The sequence below is a fragment of the Arthrobacter sp. Hb9-2 genome (assembly GCF_059091165.1).
Window position 1 is genome coordinate 19412 of sequence record NZ_JBNHGJ010000022.1, and the last position, 18680, is coordinate 38091.

Consider the following 18680-nt stretch of genomic DNA (forward strand, 5'->3'; position numbering starts at 1 on the left):
CATGCAGGACACCACAGGTTTCAGCCCTGCCACCGCCATCGTCACCGCATCAGATTCCGGAATCGGCAAGGCCACAGCCGTGGCACTCGCCAAAGCGGGTATGGACGTCGGCGTGACCTGGCATTCGGACAAGGCGGGCGCCGAAGCCACCGCCGAAGAAATACGGAGCCTGGGACGCAAGGCCGTGGTCCGGCAGCTGGACACCACAGAGCTCCGGGCTGCGGGCGGCGTCATCGAGGAGCTGGCTGGGGAGCTCGGCGGAGTGGACGTATTCGTCAACAATGCCGGGACCGGAGACGGCACAAAGTTCCTGGACCTTGACGTCGACACCTGGATGCAAACGCTGGACACCAACCTCAACGGCGCGTTCGTGTGCCTTCAGGCGGCCGCCCGGCGCATGGTGCAGGCAGGCAGGGGCGGGCGGCTGATTGCCGTCACCAGTGTGCACGAGTTCCAGCCAAGGGTGGGGTCGTCCGCCTACGACGCGTCCAAGCACGGCCTGGGCGGCCTGATGAAGACGCTCGCCCTGGAACTCGCCGAGCACGGCATTACCGCCAACAGTGTTGCCCCCGGCGAGATAGCCACGCCCATGACGGGCCAGGAGGATGAGGATCCGACGGCGAAGGACAGGCCGGGGGTCCCGCTGGGCAGGCCCGGGGACGCGCGGGAAGTCGCTGCCGTCATCGCCTTCCTCGCTTCGCCGGCCTCGAGCTACGTCACCGGAGCTTCCTGGGCAGTCGACGGCGGGATGCTGCAGATGGGCCCGCAGGGCGGCTCGCACATCACCAGCCACGATTGGCGCGAGGGGTAGGGGCGTCCAGCTAGGCCTCTAAGGAGTGCTTATCCGTATTACGCCACGGGCAAGCGCTTTCCAGGAGGGGGCTGGCATGATGGAGCCATGCGCATTCTTATTGCTCCGGACAAGTTCAAGGGTTCCCTCACGGCTGCCGAAGCAGCTGCCGCCATCGCCGAGGGCGCGCTACGGGTCTACCCCGACGCCGTCGCCACGCAGTTCCCCATCGCGGACGGTGGCGAGGGCACCCTCGAAGCCGCCGTTGCTGCCGGGTACGAGGAACGGATCAACGCGGTGGTGGGTCCCATCCTCGCCCCCGTGGGCGCTGCCTGGGCCATCCGGAAGGACGACGCCGGCAAGGTTACGGCGGTCATTGAGACGGCCCAGGCTTCCGGCCTGGCCGAGATGGAGCCCACCCCGGCAAACGCGCTTCGGGCCCACAGCTACGGCTGCGGACAGCTGATTGCTGCGGCGTTGGACGCAGGCGCCACCGAAATTGTGCTGGGGCTCGGCGGATCGGCAATGACCGACGGCGGCAGCGGTGCCCTGCGCGCCCTGGGCCTGAAGCCCCTCGACCGGGCCGGAAACGTGGTCCCGCTGGGCGGCGGCTCACTCGCGGACGTGGTGACGCTGGACTCCTCCGAACTGGACCCCCGCCTGGCCGCCGCCAGGTTCCGCATCGCCGTCGATGTACGCAATCCCCTCTACGGAACGCTGGGCGCCGCGCACGTCTTCTCCCCGCAGAAGGGCGCGGACGAAGAGTCCGTGGAACTGCTCGACGCCGGACTTCGCAACTGGGCGTCCCTGCTCCGCGAGGCCACGGGCCGGGACGTCAACATCGAGGGGGCGGGCGCTGCCGGCGGCTTCCCGGCGTCCTTCCTTGCCTTTACCGACGCCGCGCTGGAAGGCGGCTTCGCACTTGTGGCGGGACTGACCGGACTGGCCGACCAACTGTCCGGAGCCGACCTGGTGATCACCGGCGAAGGCTCCATGGACGTCCAGTCGCTGACCGGCAAAGCCCCCATTGCGCTCGCGGACGCGGCCAGAGAACGGGGCATCCCGGTCATCGTGGTGGCCGGCAGGATCCTGGTGACTCCCGAAGACCTCGCCGGGCATGGCGTGGTCGCTGCAGCGCAGCTGCTGGATGTCGCGTCAGGCCCGGAGGACGCCGTGGCCAACGCAGCCAAGTACCTGGCCTGGGCAACAAGCCAGGTACTTGAAGGCGCTTAGCCAAGTGTGCGCCTGCACCTGGCGCCTGAACCTAGACGATGGTCTTGTTGCCCCGGCGGCGATTCCAGATGAAGATCACGATCAGCGTCAGCAGGATGACCCCGCCGATCACCCAGGGCGTGTTGTCGGTGCGGGTCGACTCATTCTGGGCCGACTCACCCGTTCCGGGATTGGCCGGGCCGGTGGAGGCGGTATCCCCGGGAGAAGGCGTGGGAGATGCCGCGGACAGCGCAACGGTAGTTCCCGAACCGTCAGCCGCCATTGAGGCGTGGGCGGCGCCGATTGAAAGTGCCGGTGCGGCAAGCAGCAGCAGGGCCAGCAGAGCGGTTCTCAAAAGTGCTTTCATAGGGTTTTCCTGTCGGTTGTCAGCGGCTGGTTGTCCGGCCGCGTGGGGTGGTAACGGGACGCATGGTGTAGCTGGGCGAAAGGGCGGGGTGACGGGTTCTTCCGTGGCAGGTCCGGAGTGTGGGCCCGGGCTGCCCTGTTGCGGGTTCGTAGTTACCTGGCCGCTTCAGCCCGCTTGTTCAGATGGATGGGGACGTAGACCAGCAGGACCACCATCACGGCCAACAGCGCGCCGCCGGCAGTAAGGCCGGCTGAGCGTCCGGCGGCCACGTCAAAGACCAGGGCAGCAGCACCGGCGCTCAGCAGTGCAATTCCGGCAAGGGTGATCTTGGCGATGGTGTCGCCACTGGAGACCAGGGTTTCCTTGAGGCGCTTCCGGAAAAGCCGCCGGTGGACACTCACCGGCAAAAGGATGAGTGCGGTGGTCAGCGCAGCGATCACCACGTTCGTCAGGTAGAGGACAATCTGGAAGTCATCAAGGTCTTCAAACCGCTCCTGGAAGGGCAGTGTCAGCAGGAAGCCGGCCAGGATCTGCACGCCCATCTGCAGCACCCGCATCTCCTGGAGCAGTTCAGCCCAGTTGCGGTCCAGCTGTTCCTCGCGGGTCTCATTCCTGCCCGTCCGGCCTGTGTAATCCTCCACATCCGACATTGTTTCTCCTTCCTGCGCCATCCTGCCCTGGCTACCTTTCTACTCCCCGGGTACCCAGAAACCGGGATAACGTTGCACCGCCGCCCACATTTGATAAGTTTACTGATTATTCGCACGGAACGGTGGACTTTGCTCCGCCGGCCGGGATAGCTTCGAAGGGCCGGTGCACGGCGGGGCCCTCGGAAACCGACAGAGTGAGTAGGCGGACTATGAGCGACACGGACAAGCAGACAGACCAGCCAAAGGATCCCCGGGGCGGCTACCACGCAGGCCCGTTCCCGGAGCAGGAGCAGAAGCAGCCCGGCCTGACGGCGCCCATGGAGCCGAAACCGGACCACGGCGAACTCAGCTATGAGGGGCACGGGAAGCTGCAGGGCAAGGCGGCACTCATTACGGGCGGGGATTCGGGCATCGGCAAGGCTGCTGCCATCGCCTTCGCCCGTGAGGGTGCCGATGTTGCCATCTCCTACCTTCCCGAAGAGGAGGAGGACGCCCAGGACACCGCGGACTGGATCCGTAAGGCGGGCCAGCGGGTTCTCCTCTTTGCCGGTGACGGCCGTGAAGAGGAATTCAGCACCCGGATCGCCAACGAAACGGCGGCCGAGTTCGGCCGCCTCGATGTGGTGGTGCTCAACGCGGCGTACCAGAAGAACCGCGAGAGCCTGGAGTCACTGCCCACGGAGGAATTCGACCGGGTCTTCAAGACCAACCTGTACTCGCTGCTGTGGACGGCGCGGGCGGCCGTGCCCCACCTGAAGGCCGGTGCCTCGATCATCACCACGGCTTCCATCCAGGCTTTCAACCCTTCGCCGGGCCTCATTGACTACGCGATGACCAAGGCGGCCCAAGTGGCGTTCACCAAAGCACTGGCGCAGGAGCTCGGCCCCAAGGGAATCCGCGTTAACGCCGTGGCTCCCGGACCAATCTGGACCCCGCTGATTCCGGCTACTGAGTGGCCTGAAAAGCTCCCCAAGTTCGGCCAGGACACACCGCTGGAACGGGCGGGCCAGCCGGCCGAGCTTGCCGCGGCCTACGTCCTGCTGGCCTCGGAAGACGGGTCCTACATTTCGGGGGCCGTACTCCCGGTCACCGGCGGTAAGGGGCTCTGAGCAGCCACCCCCGCAGTTCAGCTTCATCCAACGCACAACAGGAGGAACCATGACGCAGGAAAACCAGCACGCCCAGCCGGAAACGGACCCGGGCGGATACGGCACTCCCACCGCTGAGCAGGAACTGGGCGGGGCACAGGCCTCCGCGGGTGGCTCGGACACCGGCAGTACAGGTGAGACGGGCAGTGTAGGCACGAACGAGCCGCAGTCCGGTACCAGCGAGGACCCCGTGCCGCGCGACGTGGACCTTCCCTCCGGTGAGGCGGAACTGGATGAAGGTAACGACGACTCCCAGGGGTCTGCCCCGGTGTCCTCGGAGCCCGGGCAGGAAGCCGCCGGGATTCCGGACGGCAGCGGCACCGACCTGCCGAAGGAGAAATCACCCAACGACGACGGCGGCGAAAGCTTCGACGCCGGGTAATCGCCTTGGGTGCCCCGTCCGAGGGCGGTGCGCCCACCCGCTGAAGGCCTCCGCCCCTGCCCCGGGATGGCAGCGGGTGGAGGCCTTCGCCGTGCCCGGGCATACATTTCCGTGATCTGGGTACAGGACCAGCGAACCCCATGCACTATCAATGCCGAGGCAGGCGCCAGGAGGAAAGGCTGTGAGCAGGAGATCATCAGAACAGTGGGCACGGCGTGTTGAGGCGCCGGACAGTGTGGCAGTTGACGTGCTCGTTCCCACCTGCAACCGCCCGGCAGAACTGGCCGTGACCCTGGCCGGCCTGGCAGGGCAGGCTGACCCTGCATTCCGCGTGGTGGTGAGCGACCAATCCACTGATACTCCTGGGTGGGAACATCCTGCAGCCGCGGCGATGGTGCGGGTCCTCGAAGCCCAAGGCCGCCCGGTCACGCTGCTCCGCCACCTGCCACGGCGGGGATTGGCAGAGCACCGCCAGTACCTGCTGGATCAGTCGACGGCGGAGAAGTGCCTTTTCCTTGATGATGACATCTGGCTGGAACCGGGTGCCCTTGAGCGGCTCAGCCGGGCACTGGACGAGCTGGAGTGCGGTTTTGTCGGGATGGCTCCCCAGGGCCTGTCCTACCTCGATGACAGGCGGCCGGAGCAAACGGCCGGCTTTGAAGCCTGGGATGGCCCCGTGACGGCGGAGCGCATCCGGCCCGGGGACCCCGGCTTTGATCGCTGGCCGCTTCATAGCGCCGCCAACCTCAGCCATCTCAGCGCTGACCTTTCCCTGGAACCGGGAGAGTGGGTGCCCTACCGCGTTGCCTGGCTCGGGGGATGCGTGCTCTACCGGCGGGAAGCCCTGAACACCGCAGGCGGCTTTGCCTTCTGGACCAGCCTTCCCGTTGACCACGCGGGGGAGGACGTCGTGGCCCAATGGCAGGTCATGGAAAGGTATGGCGCCGCTGGCATCCTGCCCTCCGGAGCCGTCCATCTGGAGTCCCCCACCACCGTGACGGACCGCCGGGTGGAGGCGTACGACGTCGTCCTCAGCGCACATTCACAGGCGTATTCGGGACATACCGCAGCCGCAGACTAGGCAGCCAAACGCGCTGCCCCTCCCGCCCGCACGGTGGGCGACGTATTCTTTAAAAATCGAGGTTTTGCAGTAGGCCGACGCGCTCAACAAAGGCGTGGGAACATGGCCGCTGAACCCACAGGGCAGGTTGGCTGGGGACCGCTTCACATGCCCCCGGAGCCGGTTTTCGACAGTAAGGACGTCGAGACCTACCTCTGGGAAGTTACCCATGATTTCATGGCGGACATCAAGGGCGAAGGCCGCGGTATCGTCTGGGCAGCCACCCTCTTCCGCCTGGGAAAAGGGCACACCATTGCTGCCAGTGCGGAGCAAGCACGCGAAGCGGACCGGGAACAGTGTTCCTTCGCTGACGGACCAGTCATCGAGGCTTTGCGGACCGGCGAGTTCGTGCTGCTGTCCGACGTCAGCCGCGACCGGCGCTGGCCCGGATACGCCAGCGCGGCCGCAAGCCATGGTGTCCAGTCGCTCCTGTCAGTCCCCATCGTGGCCGAGAGCGGGACGAGCGCAGCCATCAACCTATACGCGTCCTCACCCCATGCCTTTACCAGTGATGACCTTCTCCGCATCCGGAGCTACGTTCAGCAGGTTGCCCGGGCGCTGCGCGTGGTAGTCCGGGTGGCGGAGCGCGCGGAAATGACAGCGGGCCTCGCCGTCGCCCAAAGCTCCCTGGTCCTGGTGGACCTGGCGGTGCGCAGCCTCATGGACGAGTACGGACTCTCGCGCGAGGGCGCCCTGCGGTTCCTGCAGAGGGAGGCGTCGCACCACGAGCTGGGTCTGCGTGATGCAGCACTGACCATCGTTGCGCCGGTCTCCGGCAGAGATCCTTCCGGGCCGCGGAGGGAGGCCTTCGAAGACGTCGAGGACTTCCGCCTGGTGGCGCCGGCGGAGCTGGACCAGCCGCTTGAAGCAGTCGCGGCACCGGAAACGGATCCATCCCCAAGGGCGAGAGGACGGCGGCCATGACCACCCACCAGCAGGAGATGTGGCCAGGGGTACCCCCGGCAACGCGGCACCCCTGGCACCGCTTCGTAGCCCTCGGCGACTCCTACACGGAAGGGGTGGGTGACCCCGAGCCCCTCAGCATCGGTGGGCTCCGCGGCTGGGCTGACCGGGCGGCGGAGGAACTCAGCACCGGCCAGCGTGATTTCGCCTATGCCAATCTTGCCGTGCGCGGGCTGGTGCTCCAGGAAATCCTGGACCGGCAGCTGGAGCCCGCCCTGGCCCTCAAACCGGACCTGGTAGGAATGTCCGGCGGCGGAAACGATGTTCTTTTCCACCGGGGCGATCCCGACAAGCTGGCCGAGAAAATGGACCAGGCGGTGGGCTTGCTGGCCGAAACCGGCGCCACGGTCCTGCTTTTCGCCGGACCGGACTGGGGAAGCACACCGGTGTTCAGCCAGATCCGGGGAAGGCTGGCCATCTACAACGAACACCTCCACACGATCGGGCTGCGCCACCACGCCGTGATGGTTGACCTGTGGTGCCTGCCGGGGCTCCACGACGCCCGGATGTGGGACAGGGACCGGCTTCACCTTTCGCCGCTGGGGCACCAGGCCGTCGCCATTGCCACCCTGGACGCGCTGGGAGTACCGCATTCGCTCAAGGCCCTGCAACCGCGGCCGGTTCCATCCCATGGCTGGACGCAAGCCAGGGCGGAAGACCTGATCTGGGCCAGGCAATACCTGTTACCGTGGGTCCTGCGGCGGCTCCGGCCCCGGCCTGAGTCCCTGGCCGCCAAGAGGCCGCAGGCCGGCCCGGTCTTCGGCGTCGGCCTCCCTGGTCCGTTCCCTCCCGGCTACCCCGCCTCCTTGGCGATGGACAGCCTGGAGGACGCTGCGGTGACCGCGATCGGTGGCGGGACCGCAGGCACGGCATTGCTGGAGGACGGGGCGGAGCGGGAGGACGTAGACGAATCCGGGGAAGTCGCCTAGCGCGTTGGCCTAACGCTTCTTCGGTGCCCGCTTGGCGGCCGAGTTCATCGCGGCCTTGGCCGCCGGCGGCAGGCCTGCCTGCTCGGTCTCCGGCTCGGCTACAGTGCCCCGGGCCTGCGCGATTGCCTTCATGCCGTGGTAGATCACAAGGGCAGCGGCCGAGCCCAGCGCGATGCCGGTGAACGTGAGGTCGCCGATGGTCCAGGTGTAGTCCGCGATGCCGATGATCAAGGCAACGGCGGCAGTAGTGAGGTTTACCGGGTTGGAGAAGTTCACCTTGTTCTGCACCCAGATCTTCACGCCCAGGACCCCGATCATGCCGTACAGCATGGTGGCGGCGCCGCCCAGTACTCCCGGCGGAACAGTGGCAATGAGTTCCCCGAACTTTGGGGAGAAGCTCAGCAGGATGGCGAAGACGCCTGCCACCCAGTAGGCCGCCGTCGAATAGACCTTGGTGGCGGCCATAACGCCGATGTTCTCGGCATAGGTGGTGGTTCCGGAACCCCCGCCGAGGCCGGCCAGGACGGTGGCTGCGCCGTCAGCCATGAGCGCACGCCCGGAGACGCCGTCGAGGTTCTGGCCCGTCATGGCTGCCACGGACTTCACATGGCCGATGTTCTCGGCCACCAGCACCAGCACGACGGGCACGAACAGGCCGAGGACGCCCACATGGAACTCCGGGGTCTGGAACTGCGGCAAACCCACCCATGCGGTTGCCTCCATCTTGTCGTAGCTGACCTCGCCCCGGAGCATGGCCACGAGGTAGCCCACCACCACGCCCACGAGGATGCTGAGGCGGCCCAGGATGCCGCGGAACAGGACGCTGACCAGGATGATGGTGGCCAGCGTGACGACGGCGGTGACGGGGGCGGCGTCGAAGTTCTGTTTGGCGGCGGGTGCCAGGTTCAGGCCGATGAGCGCCACGATGGCGCCGGTGACGATCGGAGGCATGAGCCGGTTGATCCAGCCCGCGCCGAACTTCTGCACAATGGCTCCCACGATGGCCAGCGCCGCGCCGGCCAGGACCACCCCACCCAGGGCACCGGGCACGCCGAACTGCTGCTGCGAGGCCGTGATGGGGGCGATGAAGGCGAAGCTTGAGCCAAGGTAGCTGGGCACCCGGCCCTTCGTGATCACTAGGAACAGCAGCGTGCCGATGCCCGAGAAGAACAAAGTGGTGGCCGGGGGCATCCCGGTGATGATGGGCACCAGGAAGGTGGCGCCGAACATCGCCACCACGTGCTGCATGCCCACGCCGATGGTCAACGGCCAGGCCAGTCGCTCGTCCGGGGCCACCACATGGCCCGGCTTGATGGACTTGCCGGTGCCATGCAGCTTCCATTTGATTCCGAGCATGCTCATGGTGGGGGCCTTTCAAGGGGGTGCCGGGGGCGAAGATCGCAACTGGCTCCAGAATACCGCCCGCCTTTTATACCGGTCAGCTGTGCCCAACGTCACCTGCCGTCACGGGAAGAGGACCTGGCTACTTGAAGTTGCAACTATGGAAAGCAACAAGGCCACCCCAGCAGCGGGGAGGCGCAGCGAAAGGTAAGCCAATGACCATTGCCCACGAAGAAGCAGTCATCGATTCGGCCGCCGTCGACGCCATTTTCGCCCAGGCCCGCACAGCCAACTCCTTCACCGGAGAGGTAACCGACGAGCAGGCCCAGGCGATCTACGAACTCACCAAGTTTGGCCCCACAGCCTTCAACTCCCAGCCCTTGCGCGTCACGTACGTCCGCTCGGACGAGGCCCGCGCCAAGCTGGTGGACGCCCTGATGCCCGGCAACCGCGCCAAGACGGCTTCCGCCCCGCTGGTTGCCATCCTCAGCTACGACACAGACTGGGCTGGGCAGTGGGACAACTTCCTCCCCGGCTACAACGCTCCGAAGGCCATGTATGACGCCAACCCGGAATTGGCTGCCGCCACAGGCAACAACAACGCCCACCTGCAGGCCGGCTACTTCATCCTGGCCGTCCGCTCCCTCGGCTTCGCGGCGGGCCCCATGACCGGTGCCGACTTCGGTGCCATCGACGCCGCTTTCTTCCCCGCGGGTGACCAGAAGAGCTTCTTGGTGGTCAACATTGGCCAGCCGGCCGAGGACGCCTGGGGCGAAGCCAAGCCCAAGTTCGCCTACGAGGACGTTGTCCGCACCGTCTAATCCCCCGGGACGCTCTCTCACCTAACGCGTCTTTTCGGCCATCGCTCTCTCACTTCCCTAAGGAAAGTGAGAGAGCGATGGTGTTTAAGGCGCATTATCTGAGAGAGCGTCTGATGGGGGCGGAGCGGTGAGGTGCGGTGGCAGACTGGGCTGATGCGGAACCTTATCCTGGTTGCCTTCGTCGAACCCGTGGCGGACGGGCTGGTTTTCGCGCGGACGCACTGGCCCCTGCACATCACGCTTGTGAGGTTCGACGTCGGCACTGATCGCTCGGCCGAACAGATGGCAGCCCTCGCCGCGCCGTACGCCGGTGCAGCCTTGGGCGCCACCCTTACGGTGGGGGAGGACGCCGGTTTCGGCCGGAACGGTTCTGTGCCCGTCAGCCTCATCCAACCTCAACCGGACCTGCAGGCCCTGCATGAGCAGCTGGTCACCGCCGCCGAGAGCCTTGGCGGCAAGATCCTCACACCGGCCCACACCATGTCGGGTTACCGGCCGCACGTCTCACACCACGGCACCAAGCGCCTGAACCCGGGCGACGCCGTCGTGCTTGACCGGATCGCCTTGGTGGACATGGCGCCGGACGGTGACCGCACCGTCCGGCGCGTCCTGCGGCTGTGGAGCCTGGACGAAGCGCAGGGCTAGGCGATGACGCCGTCCACCAGGGCCTTGGCTTCCGCCTGCACCTGCTTGAGGTGATCCTCGCCCTTGAAGGACTCGGCGTAGATCTTGTACACGTCCTCGGTGCCGGACGGGCGGGCGGCGAACCAGGCGTTTTCCGTGACCACCTTGAGCCCGCCGATGGAGGCACCGTTGCCGGGCGCTTCCGTAAGCTTCGCGATGATCGGCTCGCCGGCCAGCTCAGTCGCCGTCACGTCCGACGGCGACAGCTTGCCGAGTGCCGACTTCTGCTCCCGCGTGGCTGCTGCATCAATGCGGGCGTAAACGGGCGCGCCGAACTGGTCCGTCAGGCCCTTGTAGAGCTGGGACGGGGACTTGCCCGTGACGGCGGTGATCTCCGAGGCCAGCAGGGCCAGCAGGATGCCGTCCTTGTCCGTGGTCCAGACGCTGCCGTCCTTTTTGTTGAAGGACGCACCGGCCGACTCCTCGCCGCCGAAGGCGCCTTCACCGGAGAGCAGTCCCGGCACAAACCACTTGAAGCCGACCGGCACCTCTACGAGCTTGCGGCCCAGGCTTTCTGCCACGCGGTCGATGATCGAGGAAGACACCAGGGTCTTGCCCACCACTGACTCCGGGTTCCAGCCGCTGCGGTTGCGGTACAGGTAGTCGATGGCAACGGCGAGGTAGTGGTTGGGGTTCATCAGCCCGCCGTCCGGGGTGACGATGCCGTGGCGGTCCGCGTCGGCGTCGTTGCCGGTGGCAATGTCGAAGGCCGACTGGCCGGACGATGAAGCGTCTGACATCCGATTGATCAGCGAGGCCATGGCGGCGGGGGAGGAGCAGTCCATGCGGATCTTCTCGTCCCAGTCCAGCGTCATAAAGGCCCACTGCGGATCCACGCTCGGGTTCACCACGGTGAGGTTCAGGTGGTGGCGCTCACCGATCTCGCTCCAGTAGTCCACCGCGGCGCCGCCCATGGGGTCCGCGCCGATCCGGACGCCGGCGTCGCGGATGGCGTCCAGGTTCAGCACGGAGGGGAGATCGTCCACGTAGCTGCTGAGGAAGTCGAACTTGCCTGTGGTGTCAGCCGCAAGCGCGTCGGCCAGCGGGATGCGCTTGACGCCGCGGAGGCCGTTCTCCAGCAGTTCGTTGGCGCGGTTCGCGACCCAGCCCGTGGCATCAGAATCGGCCGGGCCGCCATGCGGCGGGTTGTACTTGAATCCGCCGTCGGCCGGGGGGTTGTGGCTGGGGGTGACCACAATGCCGTCAGCCTGCGGCGCTCCGGCGCCGGCGTTTCTGTTGTACGTGAGGATGGCGTGGCTCAGCGCCGGCGTGGGGGTGTAGCCATGACGGGCGTCGATGAGGACCTGGACGCCGTTGGCGGCCAACACCTCGAGCGCGGAGTTCTGCGCCGGCTCACTCAGGGCGTGGGTGTCCTTCGCCAGGAACAGCGGGCCTGTGATGCCCTGCCCGGCCCGGTATTCCACGATGGCCTGGGTGATGGCGACGATGTGCTTCTCGTTGAATGACGCCTTGAGGCTGGAACCTCGGTGCCCGGAGGTGCCGAACGCCACGCGCTGGCCGGGGTCACCCAGATCCGGCGTGATGTCGTAATACGCGTCGAGAAGCGCAGTGATGTCAACAAGGTCCTGGGGTTGGGCAACTGTACCCGCGCGGCTAGCCATGGCACCAGCATGCCAGACCCGGGCCGCAGCCAAAACGATCCGTCCATAATCCGGCCACTGTGTCCCGCCCTGTGACGGAAGAACGTCATCAACCAAGTAGCGGAGCTGAGTACCGGGGCCGCAAAGTACTTATATACCGCCGCCTGCACGCCCTGTTACTTTCGAAAAATCGGGCGGAATGTCCGTAAGCAAAGGGCGACGGCGGCCTCCCGCCGTCGTCCTACGGCAAGGGAAGCAGGGCGGCCATGGGGGCAGGGGACGGGGCAACGGAGCAGGCCAGGCTGGCTGCGGAAAGGGTTGCCAGGCTCAAGCGCCAGCTCGACCAGGCCGAACGTTCCACCAAGGCCTGGGATGCCGGTGCCGCCGGCGGGCACGTGGTGGCAGAGAAGCTGAGCGAACTGGTGCCGCGCGGCTGGTACGTGTTGCACGACGTCCACTGGCCGGGCAGGCCCAAGGCCAACCTGGACCACGTCCTGGTGGGGCCGGGCGGCGTGGTGGTGGTGGACGCCAAGAACTGGACTGGAGAAGTCAAAGTCTCCTCAGGGGTGCTGTGGCAGGGCCGCTACGCCAGGACCCAGGCCGTGGAAGGTGCACTGGCGCAATGCGCCGCAGTCGCCTCGGTGATGGCCCCGCCGCACCGCCGGCTGGTGCGTCCCCTTATCTGTATGGCCGCGCAGCCGGACCTTTTTGGCGTGACAAACTCCGACGTCGCCGTAGCGGGTGCCCAGCGGCTGGTGGGTGCCATCGAATCGCTCCCGCAAGTGCTGGACCAGCAGACCGTAGTGGGGATCTACGCGCACCTAGGCCAGCAGCTCACGCATGAACAGGAGGCCGGGATTACAGCATTCCGGAACGTCCGGCCAGGGACCGTGGTCCAGCCAACGGGTGCCTTGCCGCCACGTGGGCCAGCGACCGAGGGTGCGACTGGACGGGCAACGGTTGAGGATTCCCGTTCCGAAGGTGGCTCCGGGCCCGCGACGGGCAGGAACGCCTCAAACCGGCGCGGGAGCTCTGTGCGGAATCCCGCGGGCCGCCACCTCAAGGCAGCCGGGGTGCGGCAGGGCCGGAACGCCAGGGCCCACCAGCACGCCGGATCCGGTGCGGGACGCCTGGCGCTGCTCGCCGCGTTAGTCATTTTCACCGTTTATATCCTGCCGTACTGGGGGTACTAGCTCCACGGCCGGCCCATGACGGCGGCTGTTCCGTACCTGCCCTGGAGTGGGCAGGAACCAGCAGTTTGTTGCTGGCCTGCCGGACGGTCCCCGTAAAACGGTTGAGCCGTTCGGAGTCCAGCGTCCAGGACTGCCAGTAGAGGGCAACGTCCTGGTGGCTGTCCTCCAGGCGGACCAGGGACCCTTCGGCGATCTCATCGGTGAGCTGCAGTTCGGGGATCATTCCCCACCCCAGCCCGGCCCTGACAGCGGCGAGGAATCCTTCTGAGGACGGAACGGTGTGGGTGGGCGGAAGCGGGTCAATGCCTTTGGCATCAAGCAGCTGACGCTGGAGGGTGTCCTTGGCGTTGAACTTCAGCACGGGCATCGCCGCCCAGTCCAGGCCCTCGGCAGTAGTAAACCGGCCATGCAGTTCGGCGGCGGCCACCGGGATGTAGCGCATGTGTCCCAGCAGCTCCACCCGGCAGCCGCTCACCGGGACGGGATCAGAGGTCACTGCGCCCATCACTTCCCCTTCCCGCAGGAGCTGGCTGCTGTATCCCTGGTCCTCGACATGGAGGTCGATGGTGGTGTCATCCCAGCCGGCGGCCTTTGCCAGGACCGGGACGAACCAGGTGGCCAGCGAATCCGCATTGACCGCCAACGGCAGGTGGGTCCGGGATGACCCGCCACTGCCCAGGGCGTTCGATGCCTCGACCTCGAGCACCTGCACCTGGCGGGCCATGCGCAGCAAGAGCATGCCGGCGTCGGTCGCAGTGCACGGCACGCGGCGGCGCACCAGGACCTGGCCCACCGAGGCTTCCAGAGCCTTGATCCGCTGGCTCACGGCTGAGGGGGTGATGCGCAGCGCGTCCGCCGCGGCCTCGAAGGTGCCTTCGTCAACCACGGCAGTCAGTGCTCTCAGGTGCTCAAAGTTCATGAAGATATTCTAATGACTTAGTAGAATCTTTTATTTGTCTTCATGATATCCGGTCCCCTAACGTCAAAGCATGTGGACTGTAGGGCTGACCGGACTATTGACCGGCCTCGCGTTGATCGTGGCAATCGGGGCGCAGAATGCCTTTGTGCTTCGGCAGGGAATCCGGCGGGAACACGTTGGTGCTGTCGTGGCCGTATGTATGGCGGGTGATGCACTCCTGATCATCGGCGGCACGGCCGGCATCGGGGTCCTGGTCACCCGCTTTCCCGAGGCCTTGGAGATATTGCGCTGGGGCGGGGCTGCATACCTGCTCTGGTTTGCGGCCCGGTCCTTCATCGCGGCGTTGAAGCCCTCCTCGCTGACCGAACAGCCGCCGCGATCGAAGCACTCGGTGGTCGGCACTGCTGCGGCCCTGACCTTCCTGAACCCCCACGTGTACCTGGACACGGTGGTGCTGCTGGGCAGCCTTGCCAACCAGCAGGGCGCCGGAACCCGGTGGGTCTTCGCGGGCGGTGCCGTCACCGGCAGTGTGCTCTGGTTCTCCGCCCTGGGGTATGGGGCGCGGAGTCTGGCGGGGGTCCTCAGCAGCCCGCGGACCTGGCGCTGGGTGGACCTGGCCATCGGGGTGTTGATGCTGGTGCTCGCCGTCAGTCTTGTAGTGCACTGACCGCTTCCCGAGGGCGCTTCGGCGGTAGGCTGGGAATCAAAACTTCCAGGGGGAAACCTTGACTGACCAGCCTTCCCAGCGGCATGAATCCGAACGCACTGATGGCGCCCCGCCGTCGGGTCTTGAACCGCCCAGGTTTGCCCCGCCCTACGGCGCGGAGCCCCCGACCCAGCAGCAGTACGGGCAGGGTAGCTATGGGCAGGACAGCCATGGACAGGGCGGCTACGGGCAAAACCAGTATGGCGAACCCGGCCAGTATGGTGCCCCGTATGGTCAGCCGCCAGGCCCGTACAACCAGGGTCTCTACACCCAACCCAGCCCCTACGGGCAGCCCGGGTATTACGGCGGGCCGGCTGAGCCGAAGACGCTCAGTATCGCGAGCATGGTGTGCGGCATTGCGTCGGTGATTATGGGTTTCCTCCTCCTGCCGCAGGTCGCCGCGATCGTGACGGGCCACATGGCGCTCAAGCGGGAGCCGTCCGGCAAAGGCATGTCCATCACCGGCCTGGTCCTGGGCTACCTGTGCCTGCTGGGCTACGGTGCGTTCTGGCTGCTGCTCATTATCGGTCTGGCCTACGCCAGCACGACGTCGACGAACACCTTCTAAACCCTCGGATGCCCTGTCACCTTTGGTCCCCACTGCGCGGTTTTAGGGACAAAAGTGATAGGGCATCTTCAGTTTCTTAGGCTTTGGATCCCGCCGGGAGCGGAAGCTTTTCCGCCGGACCCGTCGGATAGATTGATTCGGCGGGGGCACGGTTGGTGGCCTTCGCCCATGGGTAGTAGATGGCGAGGGTGACTGCGATCCCCACCAGCCATGAGATGTCGGCGCCGCCCAGCCAGCGGGTGACGGGTCCTGTGTACAGCGCCTGCGCGAGGAAGGGGATCTGGACCACGACGCCGATTCCATAGGATGCCAGCGCGGCGGCGTTCCAGCGGCCGTAGCGGCCGTCCGGGTTGTAGAGCGCGGGAACGTCCAGCCGGTCCCGGGAGATCTTGTAGTAGTCCACGAGGTTGATCACGGACCACGGCGTGAACACCATCAGCAGCAGCAGGACAAAGTTCTTGAAGAGGTTCAGGAAGTCCTTGCTGGCAAAGAGCGCGATGAGGACGCTGGCCGCGATCACCGCAACGATAAAGACGATCCGCACGGTCTTGGACACGGAATCCCTGCGGTTGACGGCAGTGCTGATGGTGACGCCGCACATAAAGGCGCCATAGGCGTTGAGGCAGTTGACGGTGAGTTTGCCTGTGACGATCACCAGGTAGATGAAGATGGCGATCAGGCCGCCGCCGGCAAGGTCGCCCATGTAGCCCACCTGGTTCTTCAGGAAGTCGCCCCCGAGCTTGGCAGCGGAAAGGCCGCCGGCGATGGCGCCCAGGGTCATGGCCCACTGTGCGCCGCCCACGGATCCGGCGAAGGTGTACCAGAAGGTCTTCCGCTCGGAGGTGTCGGCAGGCAGGTACCGGGAGTAGTCGGCCACGTAGGGGCCAAACGTGAGCTGCCAGCCTGCGCCAAGGGCGATGGCGGTAAGGAATGTGGGCCATTCGAAACCCTTGACCATCATCACCTGGGTCACATCGAACTTCGTAAAGACGGCCACTGTCAGGTACAGGAATCCGGCCAGTCCCACTACGGTGGCGATGCGGCCCAGGGCGTGGATGTACTTGTAGCCGAGGATGGCCAGCAGTGCGGTGGCCGCGCCGAAGATCAGGATGCCGACGGCGGGAGCCTCCACGCCGAGCATCAGGTTGATGGCCTGCCCCGAGAGAACGGTGCCCGTGGAGGCAAAACCGATGTACATCAGGATGACCAAGACCAGCGGGATCACCGCCCCGTAGACGCCGAACTGCGCCCGGCTGGAAATCATCTGCGGAAGACCCAGCTTGGGGCCCTGCGCCGAGTGCAGGGCCATCACCGCGCCGCCCACGACGTTGCCGACCAGCAGTCCGACTATGGCCCAGAAGGCATCGGCACCAAAAACAACGGCGAGTGCGCCATCCACGATGGCGGTGATTTGGGCGTTGGCGCCGAACCAGAGCGTGAACTGCCCCCGCGGGTGGCCGTGGCGCTCGCCGGGCGGAATCATTTCAATAGAACGTGCCTCTACGGCACTGCTTGTTGCGGCCATGGCCAACTCCTTGGGTGATAAAACGTAGGTTCCATCACACTGGGTTTGCAGCCCGATAAGAACAGGAAATACCGTCCGGCTGTCCCGTACTCCAGACAGCCCGGCGTGTCGGCGCAAAATTCCCCTCCGAATGGGCTATTCCCCCGCGCATTCCGAAGGGAAATGACCGTTTGGTGGGGAGTTGCCCTCCGGGACCCAGCGGGTGCGCCGCTTATCGGAGCAGTTCCACGTCCGCGAACAATTTCCCGAGAATGTGCAGGTGGCGGAAAACCTGTTCAACAAGGGGCTGATCGACGGCGTTGTTGAGCCTGCGGACCTTGCCGAACTGGTGGGCAGGGCTTTGGACATCCTCTGCGCCCGGCGCGGCCCCCGGCCCGAAGCTCCCGAGACGTTGGCTGTCCGGCCGGCCTCCGTGGATGCCTGGACGTCCATTGGAATTTCCCGGCGTCCCCGCCGGCCGGACTTGCGGCAGCTCCTCAAGTTTGGTGCGGGCGGCGCGCTGCCGCTGAATGGAGCCGGGCAGGGGGAGAAGGACCCCGGGCTCCTGCTGGCCCTGGCCGTGAAATCGCACGGTCGCTGCACGAGCCCATCGGGCTGGAAGCGCCGTCAGTTTCGGTGCTGCTGTGCCAGGGGGCCGGTGGAGGGGGGATCCCCGTTCCCGAGCTGGTGGCAGCGCGGGCGGGAAAGTACCGCAACGTCGGGAACTTCTGAGCCCTGTGGGCTACCCGCTCGTTACGAAGCTCTGCTCTTTATGCAGCCTCGGGGGCTACCTTCGCTGCGTTGCCCGCGCCCGGCGGGCGTTGGCACGCAGCTGAAGGATGCGCGCGCCGCCCGCCGCGGCCACCAGGACCCCGCCGGTCACGCTGGCGATAAACAGTGCCATGCCCAGTGGCAAGCTTCCTTCGAAGCCCAGGAACCTGACCAGCACCAGGTCCTGGTTCTGGAGGATGAAGATGATCAACAGGATCAGGAGCACCAGGGCGGCCACAACTGCGGCCCACACCACACCCGCCCGGGTCACCTTGGGCTCGCCGGCACCCGCTGGGGCGGGCGGTGTGGTGGCAGGGGAAGAGTCTGCGGGGCGCGCGGCGGGTACCCCCGGCGTGCCGGTCCGGTCAACCGGCGGCATTCCGTCGTCGTGTGGCTCCAGTGGCCCGTCAGTCCCCGGCGTGTACTGTCCAGCACTCATTGCCGTCCCCTTCCAGGATGCTAAGCATGCTTATGATGCCACTCTAGCGGGGAGGTTTCGGCTGGCACAACGCCACGCCTCCTAACTGCCGGCAATTCGTTGCGCATGCTCGTGCTCCGCGCTGGTCAGTTCAGCGGCTTTGGCCCCCACAAGAGCCCAGCGGGACAGGGTGCCGTCGGGGCGGGCCTGCGATCCTTTGGCAAGCGCCGCGTCAATACGACGGCGGACCTCGGCTTCCTGCCGTGGATCGGCTGCGAAGATTGTCCGGAGCCTTACTGACTGTCCCTCCTGCTGGACGGCAGTGTGGTGGGCGGCGAGCGGGCATGGCGGGGGATGCTCCCAACTGCCGCACAGGGCTACCGTGATCGCAGCTCCGGGGGCCGCCGCGTCGGCGTCGGTGTCAATCCGGAGGGTGGCTTCGTGAACGTAGAAACCGGGCATGCGTCCATTCTCCGGCAACGGGCGCCCCGCCGCCGGACCAGGCCCCGCCTGAGCATCCCCGCACGCAACGGAAGGGCCCCTTGGGGAGGCCCTTCCGAGGACTTCGGCGCTGTGTCGGACCCGGCATTCCG

The 18680-nt window shown here is 66.3% G+C and carries 21 protein-coding genes; 12 read left to right on the forward strand and 9 right to left on the reverse strand.

The window, feature by feature from the left end:
* Position 1: 1 nt before the first annotated feature.
* Together AC5RV1_RS13255 and AC5RV1_RS13260 are read left to right on the forward strand one after the other, a co-directional pair.
* Entirely contained in the window at positions 2 to 811 is an 810-nt protein-coding gene (locus tag AC5RV1_RS13255) for an SDR family oxidoreductase (RefSeq protein ID WP_493994876.1), read from the forward strand.
* Positions 812 to 898: 87 nt separating this feature from the next.
* Positions 899 to 2023, forward strand: coding sequence for a glycerate kinase (locus tag AC5RV1_RS13260; RefSeq protein WP_493994877.1), 1125 nt, complete (start codon positions 899 to 901; stop codon positions 2021 to 2023).
* A gap of 31 nt (positions 2024 to 2054) precedes the next feature.
* On the opposite strand, the gene AC5RV1_RS13265 is transcribed toward AC5RV1_RS13260, so the two are convergent.
* Entirely contained in the window at positions 2055 to 2369 is a 315-nt protein-coding gene (locus AC5RV1_RS13265; protein ID WP_493945944.1) for a LuxR family transcriptional regulator, read from the reverse strand.
* A gap of 152 nt (positions 2370 to 2521) precedes the next feature.
* Complete coding sequence (locus AC5RV1_RS13270) at positions 2522 to 3019, reverse strand: DUF6328 family protein (RefSeq protein ID WP_493945945.1); 498 nt, start codon at positions 3017 to 3019, stop codon at positions 2522 to 2524.
* A gap of 209 nt (positions 3020 to 3228) precedes the next feature.
* Between AC5RV1_RS13270 and AC5RV1_RS13275 the strand changes: the two genes are divergently transcribed.
* The 5 genes from AC5RV1_RS13275 (at position 3229) to AC5RV1_RS13295 (ending at position 7561) form a co-directional block, all read left to right on the forward strand.
* Positions 3229 to 4128, forward strand: a complete 900-nt coding sequence (locus AC5RV1_RS13275; protein ID WP_163161211.1) for an SDR family oxidoreductase — start codon at positions 3229 to 3231, stop codon at positions 4126 to 4128.
* A gap of 49 nt (positions 4129 to 4177) precedes the next feature.
* Positions 4178 to 4549 carry a hypothetical protein gene (locus AC5RV1_RS13280; RefSeq protein WP_493994878.1) on the forward strand — a complete coding sequence of 124 codons (372 nt, stop codon included), beginning with the start codon at positions 4178 to 4180 and terminating at the stop codon, positions 4547 to 4549.
* 181 nt (positions 4550 to 4730) lie between these two features.
* A complete protein-coding gene (locus AC5RV1_RS13285) occupies positions 4731 to 5630 on the forward strand; it encodes a glycosyltransferase family 2 protein (RefSeq protein ID WP_493945947.1) in 900 nt (299 codons plus the stop codon).
* 102 nt (positions 5631 to 5732) lie between these two features.
* Positions 5733 to 6593 (forward strand): GAF domain-containing protein, encoded by an 861-nt coding sequence (locus AC5RV1_RS13290; protein WP_493994879.1) that lies wholly within the window; start codon positions 5733 to 5735, stop codon positions 6591 to 6593.
* Positions 6590 to 7561 (forward strand): SGNH/GDSL hydrolase family protein, encoded by a 972-nt coding sequence (locus AC5RV1_RS13295; RefSeq protein WP_493945949.1) that lies wholly within the window; start codon positions 6590 to 6592, stop codon positions 7559 to 7561. The genes AC5RV1_RS13290 and AC5RV1_RS13295 overlap by 4 nt, the downstream gene beginning before the upstream one ends.
* Positions 7562 to 7570: 9 nt before the next feature.
* On the opposite strand, the gene AC5RV1_RS13300 is transcribed toward AC5RV1_RS13295, so the two are convergent.
* Complete coding sequence (locus AC5RV1_RS13300; protein ID WP_493994880.1) at positions 7571 to 8923, reverse strand: uracil-xanthine permease family protein; 1353 nt, start codon at positions 8921 to 8923, stop codon at positions 7571 to 7573.
* A gap of 194 nt (positions 8924 to 9117) precedes the next feature.
* Between AC5RV1_RS13300 and AC5RV1_RS13305 the strand changes: the two genes are divergently transcribed.
* Both AC5RV1_RS13305 and AC5RV1_RS13310 read left to right on the forward strand, forming a co-directional pair.
* Entirely contained in the window at positions 9118 to 9723 is a 606-nt protein-coding gene (locus AC5RV1_RS13305) for a malonic semialdehyde reductase (RefSeq protein WP_493945951.1), read from the forward strand.
* 153 nt (positions 9724 to 9876) lie between these two features.
* The gene (locus tag AC5RV1_RS13310; protein ID WP_493994881.1) at positions 9877 to 10368 is read left to right on the forward strand and encodes a 2'-5' RNA ligase family protein; all 492 of its coding nucleotides are present in this window, start codon (positions 9877 to 9879) and stop codon (positions 10366 to 10368) included.
* Here the strand turns inward: AC5RV1_RS13310 and pgm are convergent.
* Positions 10365 to 12029: a phosphoglucomutase (alpha-D-glucose-1,6-bisphosphate-dependent) gene (gene pgm, locus AC5RV1_RS13315; protein ID WP_493994882.1), complete on the reverse strand. Its 1665-nt coding sequence runs from the start codon at positions 12027 to 12029 to the stop codon at positions 10365 to 10367. The genes AC5RV1_RS13310 and pgm overlap by 4 nt on opposite strands.
* 245 nt (positions 12030 to 12274) lie before the next feature.
* Here pgm and AC5RV1_RS13320 point away from each other — a divergent pair, with 245 nt between their 5' ends.
* The gene (locus AC5RV1_RS13320) at positions 12275 to 13201 is read left to right on the forward strand and encodes an NERD domain-containing protein (protein ID WP_493994883.1); all 927 of its coding nucleotides are present in this window, start codon (positions 12275 to 12277) and stop codon (positions 13199 to 13201) included.
* On the opposite strand, the gene AC5RV1_RS13325 is transcribed toward AC5RV1_RS13320, so the two are convergent.
* A complete protein-coding gene (locus AC5RV1_RS13325) occupies positions 13167 to 14120 on the reverse strand; it encodes a LysR family transcriptional regulator ArgP (protein ID WP_493994884.1) in 954 nt (317 codons plus the stop codon). The two genes, AC5RV1_RS13320 and AC5RV1_RS13325, sit on opposite strands and share 35 nt — an antisense overlap.
* A 70-nt stretch (positions 14121 to 14190) precedes the next feature.
* Here AC5RV1_RS13325 and AC5RV1_RS13330 point away from each other — a divergent pair, with 70 nt between their 5' ends.
* Positions 14191 to 14787, forward strand: a complete 597-nt coding sequence (locus tag AC5RV1_RS13330; protein WP_493994885.1) for a LysE/ArgO family amino acid transporter — start codon at positions 14191 to 14193, stop codon at positions 14785 to 14787.
* A 58-nt stretch (positions 14788 to 14845) separates the two neighbouring features.
* On the forward strand, positions 14846 to 15394 hold the full coding sequence (locus AC5RV1_RS13335) for a DUF4190 domain-containing protein (RefSeq protein ID WP_493994886.1): 549 nt from the start codon (positions 14846 to 14848) through the stop codon (positions 15392 to 15394).
* 76 nt (positions 15395 to 15470) lie between these two features.
* On the opposite strand, the gene AC5RV1_RS13340 is transcribed toward AC5RV1_RS13335, so the two are convergent.
* The 4 genes from AC5RV1_RS13340 to AC5RV1_RS13355 form a co-directional block, all read right to left on the reverse strand.
* Positions 15471 to 16919: a purine-cytosine permease family protein gene (locus tag AC5RV1_RS13340; protein WP_493994887.1), complete on the reverse strand. Its 1449-nt coding sequence runs from the start codon at positions 16917 to 16919 to the stop codon at positions 15471 to 15473.
* Between the two features lie 211 nt (positions 16920 to 17130).
* Positions 17131 to 17490 carry a hypothetical protein gene (locus AC5RV1_RS13345; RefSeq protein WP_493994888.1) on the reverse strand — a complete coding sequence of 120 codons (360 nt, stop codon included), beginning with the start codon at positions 17488 to 17490 and terminating at the stop codon, positions 17131 to 17133.
* Positions 17491 to 17685: 195 nt separating this feature from the next.
* On the reverse strand, positions 17686 to 18108 hold the full coding sequence (locus AC5RV1_RS13350) for a lipopolysaccharide assembly protein LapA domain-containing protein (protein ID WP_493945959.1): 423 nt from the start codon (positions 18106 to 18108) through the stop codon (positions 17686 to 17688).
* An 81-nt stretch (positions 18109 to 18189) separates the two neighbouring features.
* The gene (locus tag AC5RV1_RS13355) at positions 18190 to 18549 is read right to left on the reverse strand and encodes a hypothetical protein (protein ID WP_493945960.1); all 360 of its coding nucleotides are present in this window, start codon (positions 18547 to 18549) and stop codon (positions 18190 to 18192) included.
* Positions 18550 to 18680: the final 131 nt, after the last annotated feature.